The 11411-nt window shown below is 51.2% G+C and carries 12 protein-coding genes; 5 read left to right on the top strand and 7 right to left on the bottom strand.

Annotated elements, in window-relative coordinates:
* The coding region (locus T433_RS0110660; protein ID WP_027455791.1) for an IS3 family transposase at positions 1–289 on the top strand (289 nt) is incomplete at its 5' end.
* A gap of 76 nt (positions 290–365) precedes the next feature.
* Here the strand turns inward: T433_RS0110660 and T433_RS0110655 are convergent.
* The 4 genes from T433_RS0110655 to T433_RS0110640 form a co-directional block, all read right to left on the bottom strand.
* The gene (locus T433_RS0110655) at positions 366–1187 is read right to left on the bottom strand and encodes a Cof-type HAD-IIB family hydrolase (RefSeq protein ID WP_044109714.1); all 822 of its coding nucleotides are present in this window, start codon (positions 1185–1187) and stop codon (positions 366–368) included.
* Positions 1188–1193: 6 nt separating this feature from the next.
* On the bottom strand, positions 1194–1352 hold the full coding sequence (locus T433_RS16535) for a thioesterase family protein (protein ID WP_155808480.1): 159 nt from the start codon (positions 1350–1352) through the stop codon (positions 1194–1196).
* A 125-nt stretch (positions 1353–1477) separates the two neighbouring features.
* Positions 1478–3394, bottom strand: coding sequence for an ATP-binding protein (locus T433_RS0110645; protein ID WP_081778460.1), 1917 nt, complete (start codon positions 3392–3394; stop codon positions 1478–1480).
* Entirely contained in the window at positions 3391–4965 is a 1575-nt protein-coding gene (locus T433_RS0110640) for a HAMP domain-containing protein (protein WP_027455788.1), read from the bottom strand. The genes T433_RS0110645 and T433_RS0110640 overlap by 4 nt, the downstream gene beginning before the upstream one ends.
* A 247-nt stretch (positions 4966–5212) precedes the next feature.
* Here T433_RS0110640 and T433_RS0110635 point away from each other — a divergent pair, with 247 nt between their 5' ends.
* Positions 5213–6025 carry an inositol monophosphatase family protein gene (locus T433_RS0110635; RefSeq protein ID WP_316928896.1) on the top strand — a complete coding sequence of 271 codons (813 nt, stop codon included), beginning with the start codon at positions 5213–5215 and terminating at the stop codon, positions 6023–6025.
* Between the two features lie 280 nt (positions 6026–6305).
* Here the strand turns inward: T433_RS0110635 and T433_RS0110630 are convergent, their stop codons facing one another.
* The 3 genes from T433_RS0110630 to T433_RS0110620 are packed head-to-tail and all read right to left on the bottom strand — an operon-like array spanning position 6306 to position 7605.
* Positions 6306–6644 carry a hypothetical protein gene (locus T433_RS0110630; protein WP_027455787.1) on the bottom strand — a complete coding sequence of 113 codons (339 nt, stop codon included), beginning with the start codon at positions 6642–6644 and terminating at the stop codon, positions 6306–6308.
* On the bottom strand, positions 6641–7183 hold the full coding sequence (locus tag T433_RS0110625; protein WP_044109711.1) for an RNA polymerase sigma factor: 543 nt from the start codon (positions 7181–7183) through the stop codon (positions 6641–6643). Before T433_RS0110625 ends, T433_RS0110630 begins: the two co-directional genes overlap by 4 nt.
* Positions 7183–7605 carry a DUF6249 domain-containing protein gene (locus T433_RS0110620; RefSeq protein WP_027455785.1) on the bottom strand — a complete coding sequence of 141 codons (423 nt, stop codon included), beginning with the start codon at positions 7603–7605 and terminating at the stop codon, positions 7183–7185. Before T433_RS0110620 ends, T433_RS0110625 begins: the two co-directional genes overlap by 1 nt.
* Positions 7606–8548: 943 nt before the next feature.
* On the opposite strand from T433_RS0110620, the gene T433_RS0110610 reads away from it, so the two are divergent.
* The 3 genes from T433_RS0110610 to T433_RS0110600 all read left to right on the top strand — a co-directional run bounded on the left by T433_RS0110610 (position 8549) and on the right by T433_RS0110600 (position 11320).
* Positions 8549–8929: a hypothetical protein gene (locus T433_RS0110610; RefSeq protein WP_027455784.1), complete on the top strand. Its 381-nt coding sequence runs from the start codon at positions 8549–8551 to the stop codon at positions 8927–8929.
* Positions 8930–9025: 96 nt separating this feature from the next.
* Positions 9026–10981, top strand: a complete 1956-nt coding sequence (locus T433_RS0110605) for a TonB-dependent receptor plug domain-containing protein (RefSeq protein WP_027455783.1) — start codon at positions 9026–9028, stop codon at positions 10979–10981.
* A gap of 21 nt (positions 10982–11002) precedes the next feature.
* Positions 11003–11320 carry a heavy-metal-associated domain-containing protein gene (locus T433_RS0110600; protein ID WP_027455782.1) on the top strand — a complete coding sequence of 106 codons (318 nt, stop codon included), beginning with the start codon at positions 11003–11005 and terminating at the stop codon, positions 11318–11320.
* Positions 11321–11411 lie beyond the last annotated feature (91 nt).

Here is an 11411-nt window from a genome sequence, read left to right as displayed (position 1 = left end):
GGGGTGGCACTACCAACACCTGATGTATCAAGAACTGCTCAAAAAACATGGTATCGTGCAAAGCATGTCCAGAAAAGGAAATTGCTTGGATAATGCAATGATGGAGAACTTCTTCGGTCTGATGAAGAATGAACTGCTATACATTAATCAGTTTGACTCCGTAGAGGATTTTGAGCAGCAACTGAAGAAATATATTCTCTGGTATAACAATAAAAGAATAAAATTGAGGTTAAAAGGAATGAGCCCGGTACAATACCGAGCTCACTACTATAGAGAGATTAATAATTAACGATTAATTTAACGTCCAACTTTTCGGGGGCACTTCAGATTCGCTCTTTTTTATTTCAGAAAAAAAGCAATGCTACTTATATCAACTGGAAGTGTCGCAAGGCCTGTTGGATGCCATCCTCATCCACGGAGGTGGTGGTGTAGTCGGCCACCGCTTTTAATGATTCCAACGCATTGCCCATAGCCACACCTATGCCTGCTGCCTTGACCATCGAGGTATCATTGCCGCCGTCGCCAAAAGCCATGGTGTAGTTCATGTCAATGCCCAAACGCGCAGACAGGGTCCTGATGCCCTCGCCCTTATCGGCGCCCTTGGCCGTAATATCGGTGAAGGCAGGGTGCCATCGCCCTGAGGTGCAGCCAGGCATACGCAGCAGGATCTCGCGCTCGTAGTCCTGTGAGAAGAAAGGTGTGAGTTGAAGGATGCGCTGCTGCAGTACCACGTCTAGTGGCTTCGAGAGGTGAAGGTTCTCTACAGCTATCTCCCCACGAAAAACTCTATCCACCTCACCATGGGGGTCGAGCACGGCCACATCCTTTTCGCCTACCACAATCAATCCGTAGTCCTTCTGCTGCGCATCGTTTACCAAGGTCAGGACGTCCTCCTGGGGGATCGCTTTGCAGCTGACCACCTGGTTATCTACAAAGCATAAAGCACCATTGATGGTGACAAAGCCATCGATGAGCTGCTGGATAGCACCAAGATTGGTGATAATCAGCGGAGGCCTGCCGGTAGCAATGAAAATCTTGTGGCCATTGGCTTTGGCCTGAGTCAGAGCCGCTATCGTAGAGGCAGGGATGGTATGGGTCTTGAAACTGACCAGCGTACCATCGATATCAAAAAAGAGTGCATACTTGTGTCCGCACGCGTTGGGAAATGACGTTTGCTGATGGTCCATGCGCTATTACAGTTTAGACAAAAACTTCTCTCTATCTACCACAAAGCGCAGGTGGGTGCCTTCGCCAAGGAGCGTATCGCCACAATAGGCAGACACCCTGAACATGATTTTGCGACCATCAATCTGGGTCAGTTCGCTGGTATGTTTCAATCCTATTTCTATCATATCATTACGTTTGCATTCGCTAAAAGAGGATGCAAAAGTAAGCATTATTCTCCATTTGCGCAACAATTATGATCAAGAAGTCAATACAAACAGACAAATAATGCTTACTTTTCCTCACAGCGAACTTATGAGATAGGAAGCTCCAATACGAAGCGGCAACCGTCGTGATAGCTGGCATCCAGCGTCAGGTTTCCGCCCAGCGATTCGGCATGACGCTTAGACAGCGGCAGCCCCAAACCCAAGCCCTCGGTAAAGTCGTCGACCTTGCTAAAGAACCTGAATATTTTCTCCCTTTCCGCTTCCGGAATACCCTTACCCGTGTCGGTCACGATGAAGCTCACCGTCTGGTCGTGGCATTTCACCTGCAGCGCCACATGTTGCCGGTCGGAATAGCGCACCGCATTGTTCAGAAGTTCCTCGATGGTGTACTCCAGGTAGCGCCCGTTCGTGTGCAACAAGAAGTCGTCGGCCACCTCGCTCTCGAATCCCACAGGCACATCGGGGTTCTGCCTTGTGACGAATTTGATGGCCCTACGGCACACATCATTGCAGCCCACCGGCTCGCGCTTATTGATTTTGCTGGTTTTCACCTTGCCCACATCCGAGCTGTCGAACAGCATCATCACCATGCGCACCAGCAGATGACTGTTGTGAGTGATTGTGGCCGCTATGCTTTTGATTTCGTCCGATTCCATGGCATCGCCCAGCGACGCATCGTCTGTAGGAATGTTAAGCACCTGCGAGAATCCCATAATGATGTTCAGGGGTGTTCTGATCTGGTGCGACACGTTCTGAATGAACACAATCTTCTGCTGCTCGGCTTCCATGGCCAACTTGGTGGTGTGTTCCAGTCCACGATTGTAGCGCTGCGTCTGCTCCGTGGCATTGCGCACACTGTTGATGTAGTAGTTCAGCGACTCAAGCATCGTGGCAAAGCTGTTTTGCAGCACACCGATGATGTCCGTGCGACCGGTATGCGTGATGTCCACATCCAGTTTGCCGTTGGTCACGGCCTGCGCCTTCTCCAACAGGGGCTGCAGTGGTTGCAGCATGAAGGTGATGTCTTTGTGGCAATACACAAATATCAATATCAGACCAATGATGAGCAGCGCCACGACGACGTAGGTCAGCCGGTTGAAGCCCTTCATGATGTCGCTGTCAGGACAAACGATGGCCAGGCTCCACGGTGTTCCCTCTACGGGCATGTAGCACACCAGCGACTTGGTGTTGTTGATCACCACCGACATGTTGCCCTTCTTGCCCCTGGTCATCTCATAGCCCAGCGCTATCAAGTCCGACTCGCGTTGCGGATCGGCCACGCTGAAGATGGTCTTGCCCGACAGACGTGTAGAGTCAGGATGGCCCACAAAGCGCCCCTCTTCGTCGAGCATCATATAGTAAGAATGCGGATACGGTCGCACCTCGGCCAACAAATGCGAGATGTGGTTCAGCGAGAGCCATGTAGAGATGATGCCCACAAACTGTCTGTGCTCGTTGTAGAGCGGACGCGGATAGGAAGCAATCATCACCTCGTCGTCCATGTCCAGCTCGCTCTTTTTTTCGTTCGACACCACCCACACCGACTTCTGCTGCGCGCGAGGCACGGCATACCAGCGCTCCTGGAAATACACATGGTCTGTCTCAATTAAAGTCTTGATAGTGCCTTTGTCGTTGAACGACACAGCCATGAATCCATCGGGATGGCCCGGAATAGCCCCCGGTTCGGTACTGATGGCACATCCGTCTGTATAAGGGTTGGTGGTGGTGATGCGATTGGTGAACGACAGCAGCGAGTCGGCCCTGAGCGACTGTTCCACCAGCCACGCATTCGAGTTGGTGGCCGTTTGTGCCGTGATCAGATAGCGATTGATGCGGTGCATGGCCCCCACCAACACGTCGCTGGCCCTATGCACGGCCTCGTTGCGTATCATTTTGTGCGACTGCCAGAACAGCACGCCTACCGATGCCAGAAACAGAGGTACAGAAATGAGCAGTACCCACAAGCTGACCTTGGTCGAGAACGACAAACGAATGCGCCTCATAACTCACCTCCTTTCTTTTGTCTCTGTTCTATTTCCCGGTCTATCTCTTGACCTATCCTTATCTCATTGTCAATCTCGGCCTCTTTCTCCTGTTCTATCTCTTTCTCCGAGAGATTAATCAGGTTGTTCAGTATCAGCGTGATGGTGGTGCCGTTTTGCTGTATATCGTCCACCAGCTGGCCTACGCTCATAGCACTTGACTCGCGGTCGAAGTGGTTCAGCGCCGCCACATCGTTTTGTATGGCGAAGGCGGGGTTCAGCATCTGGTCCGTCATGTTGTGCAGAAAGGCCGTCTTCACCCTGTCGCCCTTCTTAGCCTGTTTGTAGGCAATGTGCAGTTCCTTGCTGCGCTTCTGGATGGTGTCGGTCAGTTCGTGCAGCTCGTTGATGTTGGTCGATACCGAGCGTTGCATTTTCTGGAAGTGGCGTTGCAGCATGCCTATCTCGTCGTTGTTCGTGTGTCGCTTGGGGAAAGGCTCATCATAGTGCCCCTGAGCTATTCGCTCGGTGAGCTGAGTCAGCGACTTCAGCGGTTTCAGTCGGTGGCGTATGATGAGGTGCGTGTGCAGACACATCAGCACGATGCCCACGATGGCAATAATCAGCACATAGTAGAGCAGCGCATTATAGCCGCCAAAAATCTCGGCCTCGGCAAAGGCCACCCCGAGGCTCCATTCCAGGTCGTCCATAGAGCGGTATGGCACCTTTGCCAGCGTGAAAGGCTTGTAGAACAAGATAAACTTGTGGCCGTTCACCTCGAACGGCATGCTGCCTTTGTCGCCAGACATCACCCTTTTCACAGCCTCTTGCAGCGACTCGCCAGGCAGGTTCTTGGCCTTGATCTTCTGCAGATGGCCGCCCGTGGGGTCAACGACGAACGACCCATGTCGGTCCAGCAATGCACAGTACGACTGTGGCGATGGCTTGGCAGCCACTATCAGGTTGGAAAGCAGCCCCGTAGATACAAACGTGCATATCACGCCATAGGGCTCACCTTTGGCATCTCTGATTGGTGCGCTGACGGCCGTGAGCGGCTCGATGTCTGTCTCCATGCCCTCGAGCGGGTTCAGCCAGATAGCCTTGTTCATGGTCATGGTGCGCGTGTACCATATCTGTCGGGTATAGGGTTTCGTGCCAAACGTGTCGGCGTGTACTATCAGAGCATTCTCACCGTCCTGCTGTGTGCTGTCCACCCGAAAGGCATAGGCCACAAACTCGTTGTGCCCCTTGAAATAGCCAGGCCTGAAGGCTATGGCGCAACCGCTGATATACGGGTTGCTCTCCACAATGCGGTGGGCAAAGCCATACATTTTCTCGGGGTCGTCGAACTTCATATTGAAGTACACGTTGCCGATGGTTTCCTCCACGCTCAGCAAGGTATTGTCGATGTTCGTATTGGCACGTTCCAGTGTGTTTTCGGCCCTTTTCAGCGCATCTTCTTTCATCGTCTGGCGTGTGAAGCGCAGCATGATAAATAGCGTGACGGCCAGCAGCACCGAAATGCCCACAGCTATTCTCAAACTGAGACGTAGCGGCAAGTCGCGGTTAATCTTTCCTTTGAGTGATGTCATATTAAGTTAATTCGTTAATAGATTAATTGACTTTGTATTCTTATCGCGGTTAGCAAACATGTACTTCCCAGTACGCGTTTATTATTAGATTTGGTGCAAAGATACATAATATAATTCTATCTACCATCGTTTTCCCAAACTTTTTTTTCATGCGCGACTTAATGCGAGAGAGAGAAAAGCGCAGGCTAAAATTTTGTTTTTCGCGTTTTTCATTGTATCTTTGCCCGGTAATAAGAATGATGTGTTTATGAAAGAACAATTAGAAGAAATGCTCACGGAGATGAAGGATGCTGCCGTACAGATGGCGCTGCATTGCGGCAAACTGCAGCTGGCTGCCTTTCGGTCAAACAATATAGGTATTGACACGAAGAGCAATGTCTATGATGTCGTCACGAAGGTGGACAAGGCCTGCGAGGACTATCTGCTGGCAGAGATTTCGCGCCTCTACCCCACACACTCTGTCATCGGCGAGGAGACGGGGCAGCACCTGCACGCCGAGAGCGAATGGGCCTGGGTGGTAGATCCGCTCGACGGCACCAACAGCTATTCGCAGGGCCTGCCCGTGTTCTGCGTCAGCATTGGCATCACCTACCGTGGTGAGTGCATGGTGGGCGTGGTCTATGCCCCCTATCTTGACGAGCTCTATACGGCCATCAAGGGCCAGGGCGCCTGGCTGGGAAAGGCCGGCAGCGAGCGCATCAACAGCCTGCACGTGTCTGCCAAGACGGCGCTGAAGGAATGTGTGGTGGCCTCGGGCTTTCCTTACGACAAGGCTACTCATCCCGTCAACAATATCCGCGAGGCTAGCATCGTCATTCCGCAGGTGCGTGGCTTCCGCAGAATGGGCAGTGCGGCCTACGACCTCTGTTGCACGGCGATGGGAACCATAGATGCCTACTGGGAGTACAACCTCAACCTCTGGGACGTGTGTGCCGGACAGCTCATCGTCAGCGAGGCCGGCGGCATCATCGTGCCCCTGGCTGAGAATCGCAAGATCAGCATCATCGCCGGACCCGAGAAGCTGGTACGACTACTGCAGGAGACCTTGACGCATTGTTAAGGCCTCTTCTGTGCTTTATTGTCTCATCGAGACTATCTGGTTAATCCAGAAGAAAAATTGTTTTTTAGGACCGTAGGTCCGAGGTTTTTCCTTTTTGAGCCAGACAGCCCCCAGAATGGGGCAACGCTGTTGGTGGAAGACTCGACAGAGGCTTCTGGCTCAGAAAGGGGTTTTCTTCGGTTTTTGTTATTCCACGAGGCGCAAAAAAAAGCTCCCTCTCCCTCGGAGAGGGCTGGGGAGAGGCTGTTCCCTCGGAGAGGGCTGGGGAGAGGCTTTTTTTTCAGTATCTTGAAAAGTGGCGACGCAGGAAATAATTGAGCGTAGCCAAAAACAGGCAGCAGAAGGCTAAACCGGGTACCACGCCGAAGCCCTCGGTGTGATGCAGCATGGCGTACAGCCCCTTCAGCAATGCCTCACCATAGCAATAACCCATGACCCCGATGCCCAACAGACTGCAGGCACCGATGGTCACCGTGGCCACCACTTTTTCATGCCGCTGGCGCGCCTGCTGCTCTTTCGCGATTCTGCGCATGGTAGTATAGGCAAAGTTCGATGGCAGCTCCATGGGGTGCTGCTCTGCCTGTTGGCGCAATGCCTCGTGTAGTGCACGGTCTGTCATAGCTTCTCTGTTTTTTTGATGATTAGATATAGTTTCTTGCGGATGCGGAAAAGCCGTGTAGCGATATTGCCCTGTTCGAGTCCCAGGATATAGGCGATGTCGCGTATGGGCTTTTCGTCGTAATAATATAGGTTGACGAGGGTTTGCTCGTCGGGCGTCAGTTGGGCGCAGGCATCGCGGAGCTGCTCTACGCGCGAATTATCGTCCAGCAGTCGGTCGATATCCGCATCGCTGATGTCCGGGCGCTCGTCTATGCTGATGTATTTCATCTTCTGCTTGCGCAGCCAGCTCACCGTGAGGTTGTAGGCAATGCGGCATAGCCACGTCTGAAACTGCGCCTCGCCGGTATAGGTGTCCAGACGGTTGAAGGCACGAACGAAGGCATCCTGCACCAGTTCCTCGGCATCCTGCTGCTGGGGAACCAGTCGGGCCACGAGCCGGAACACCTCCTGCCCGTAGCGCGTCAGGAAATAGCCGTAATCCTCGGCGTGTCCGTCGAGGATACGGGCTATCAGTTGCTGTTCGTCTGCCTGCTGCATCAGATTTGATTGTCGTCGTTCTTCTTATCCTCAGTCTGTTCAGCCTTGCGTTCTGTATAATATGATATAAGCAAGCCTAAGCCACCAAAGAAAGAGATGCTGGACACATAGATGATGCCACCTATTTTATTCATGAATTGCCACTCGGTGAGGGTTTCGAGGTTTCCACTAGCCGACACAAAGTTGAGAAAGAAGCCTACAAAGAAGCCCAAGCCCACTCCCATCAGAAGCCATGCAAAGCGCAGAGCTGTAAACTTATTGCCGCTGTTGTAGAGTTTGATACCCTTGAAATCGACGTTTGATATCTCCGTCAGTTTACTGATGAGCGTCAGTCGTTCGCGCTTGCGTACAAACAGTTCCACCACTTTGTAAATAGTGCCGAACACGATCAGGCAGTTCAGCGGAATCATGATCCAATCCATAACTTTCTTGTTTTAAAATTGTTGTTACTATTGTTTCGTTTCTCTATCCTTATATACGCAACATCAGAGGCAAATATTACAAACCATAAAAACTTTTTTCGTACTTTACGGTTAAAAATCCAAGGACTCCGCAGCCACTCCCCTCCCATGTAGGGGAGGGGAGTTCGCGGATGCTACATGCAAAGTTATAGAACATACCCAAAACGTACTATACGGTTGAATATCCAAGGACTCCGAAGCCACTCCCCTCCCATGTAGGGGAGGGGTCGGGGGTGGGGTCAGCATTGTTCTAACTGCAAATGGAGATACAGACCCCACCCCTGCCCCTCCCCTTCTTGCGTCCCTTCGGTAGCAAGCGAGCAGAGCTCGAGCGGGAAGGGAGGGGAGTTACGGATGCTATATGCAATTTATAGAACATACCCAAAAAAGGAATCTTTCGTACTATACGGTTGAAAAATCCAAGGACCCCGTAAGCGCTCCCCTCCCATGTAGGGGAGGGGGCGGGGGTGGGGTCAGTATTGTTCTAACTGCAAATGGAGATACAGACCCCACCCCTGCCCCTCCCCTTGAAGGGAGGGGAGTTCAGCGGATGATATATGCAATTTATAAAACATACCCAAAACGTACTATGCGGTTAAAAATCCAAGGACTCCGTAAGCCCTCCCCTCCCATGTAGGGGAGGGGTCGGAGGTGGGGTCAGCATTGTTCTAACTGCAAATAGAGATACAGACCCCACCCCTGCCCCTCCCCTACATGGGAGGGGAGTTCGCGGATGATATATGCAATTTATATGGGAATTGTCATACCAAAATTATGGTAGGCAGGCTTACAAATCAGGACATAGGGTAATACTGTTCAAGTTTCCACATAGAGTTAAACACCATTAAATTTTAAGGTAAAGAAAGACATAAACCGGAAATTATTAATAACTTTGCAACCGCAAATGAAGAGATTTAGCCACATATTGCTGCCTTTACTCCTCTCCGTAACGATATTGTTCATTGGGGCAGGTGTTGACATCGTACAATGCAGTTGTACGGGAATGGCAAAGGTGGTTCCATGTGGTATGAAGGTAAACGATAAAGGGTGTGCGCCTGATGAGGGCTGCCTGACGGTGGAACATGTAAATCTGTCACCAACGCTCACAGCGCAGTCCATCACTTACGACTTTCATGTCCTACAGCCTCTACTGGCTATTCTGCCAAGCCTTGCAACAGAATGGATTCTGCCTAACACTTGCAAGGCGAACGTTCGGTCTATCTATGTGGAGTGGAAGATTCCGCCCAGCGATTACCTGAACTTCATCCAAGTCCTGCTGATTTGATTCTTAATATGATTCAACGTTTTTTTTAGGAGATTGCCTTTTACTGGCAGTATCCTGACGAGTAATTGTATCATATTAAAATCAATATCTGAAAGAATGAAATTTTTACTGACTAGCATCATTATGATGCTTTGCATGTCCGTCTATGGACAGAATAATGATTCGTTGCAGGTTGACACGATGAAGACACAGAACTTGGGCAACGTCACCATCACCTCGCGCCGTGCAGGAACAAGGCGGATGGCAGGACCCGCTAACGCTGTGATGATAGGCCGCGAAGAGCTGTTCAAGGCTGCCTGCTGCAACCTCGGCGAGAGTTTTACCACCAACCCATCAGTCGATGTGAACTACAGCGACGCCGCTACTGGCGCCAAACAAATCAAGCTCTTGGGACTGAGTGGCACCTATGTGCAGATGCTCACAGAGAACCTGCCCAACTTTCGTGGAGCGGCTGCCCCCTATGCCCTCGACTACGTTCCCGGTCCCTGGATGAGTGGCATCCAGGTGTCGAAGGGTGCCTCGTCAGTCAAGAACGGTTATGAAAGCATCACCGGACAGATTGACGTGGAATATCTGAAGCCTGATGATGAACAAGGCATTACGCTGAACCTCTACGGAAACACGAAGAGCCGCATGGATGCCAATGCCGATGCCAATATACACCTGAATAGCCAACTGAGCACGGAGTTGTTGGTACACTATCAGGATGACTACGGAAACCACGACGAGAACAACGACGGTTTCCTCGACCAAGCCAACGTGCGCCAATGGAACCTGCAGAACCGCTGGCATTATAGGAATAGCCAATATATCTTTCATGGCGGCATAAGCATGATCAAGGAGAAGCGTGAAGGAGGACAGACGGGACACACCTCACACCTTTCACATCCTTATAATATAGGTATAGAGACCAATCGCTACGAGGGCTACATGAAGCATGCCTTCGTCCTCGACCCTGAGCACGGCACGAACATAGCCCTGATGACCAACCTCTCGATGCACCAGTTGGATGCCAACTATGGTCTCAAGCACTACGACGTGAACCAAAAGAATGCCTACGCACAACTGCTCTTCGAAACGAACTTTACGAAACAGCACAACCTGTCGGCAGGTCTTTCGCTGAACCACGACTACCTGACGAGCAACGAAAAGGAAACCACGCCAGGCGTCTATGCACAGTACACCTACAACCTCAATGACAAGCTTGTTGCGATGGCTGGCATTCGCGCCGACCATAGCAGCCGCTACGGCACGTTTGTGACACCCCGTTTCCACCTGAAACTGACACCCAACGAAATTGTCAACCTCCGACTGTCAGTAGGAAAAGGCTACCGTACCGTCTGGGCGCTGGCAGAGAATAACTATCTGTTGGCAAGCGGACGCCAGCTGGTCATCGACGACCTGAAACAGGAACAGGCTTGGAACTCAGGCGTTAGCAGCTCGTTCTATATCCCCTTGTTCAGCCATACGCTTAAGTTGAATGCCGAGTTCTATCATACGCATTTCAACGAGCAGGCCGTCATCGACTACGACAGCAACCCCACAGAGATTCGCATCGCCAACCTCAATGGAAAGTCCTATTCCAATACCTTCCAAATCGATGCTTCATATCCCATTGTCAAAGGCATGGAACTGACAGCCGCATGGCGTTGGAACGACGTGAAGTCCACCTATGGCGGCAAACTGATGGAGAAACCGTTGACCAGTCGCTATAAGGGTCTCGTCACAGCCAGTTACAAGACGCCCCTCGGCATCTGGCAGTTTGATGCCACGCTGCAACTGAACGGTGGCGGACGCATGCCAACACCTGTCAGTGGTCTTTGGGACGAGCACTTTCATGGTTACGAGCAAGTGTCTGCACAGATCACCCGCTGGTTCCGTCATTTCTCGGTCTATGTTGGTGGCGAGAACCTCACAGGCTTCCGCCAGAAACAGCCCATCGTCAATGCTGCCGACCCGTGGAGTAGCACCTTCGACCCCACGATGGTGTGGGGACCCGTTCATGGTGCCATGTTCTATGCAGGCATCCGCGTGAATATAGGAAGACTATAACAATCCCATAAAATAAGAGCAATGAAAAAAGTATTCGTATTAAGTGCCATGATGATGACCGCTATGGTTGCTCTGGCAAAAGACATCAAGACCGTTGTGTTCACCACCAATCCTGAGATGCATTGCGAAAGTTGCGAAAAGAAAATCAAGGGCAACCTTCGTTTCGAGAAAGGTATCAAAAATATCGTTACAGACCTCAATGTCAAGACTGTCACCATCGAGTATGATGCAGACAAGACCAACGTTCAGAACATCATCAAAGGCTTCAAGAAAATTAAATACGAGGCCTCGGAGGTGAAGAAGAAAGCTACAAACGAGCAAAAGCCCGTAAAAAAGTAGTGTCTTTGCGCCGCAAGGCGCACCACCTCTCACTTCTCACCTCTCACTTCTCACTTCTCTAAAAAGGTCAACTTTTCAAAAAACAGGCGCT

This window comes from Xylanibacter brevis ATCC 19188, from assembly GCF_000621725.1.
In the GTDB taxonomy this organism is placed as follows: Bacteria; Bacteroidota; Bacteroidia; order Bacteroidales; family Bacteroidaceae; genus Prevotella; species Prevotella brevis.
Note: the sequence above shows the minus strand (reverse complement) of the source record. Positions and strands in the feature narration are given on the sequence as shown.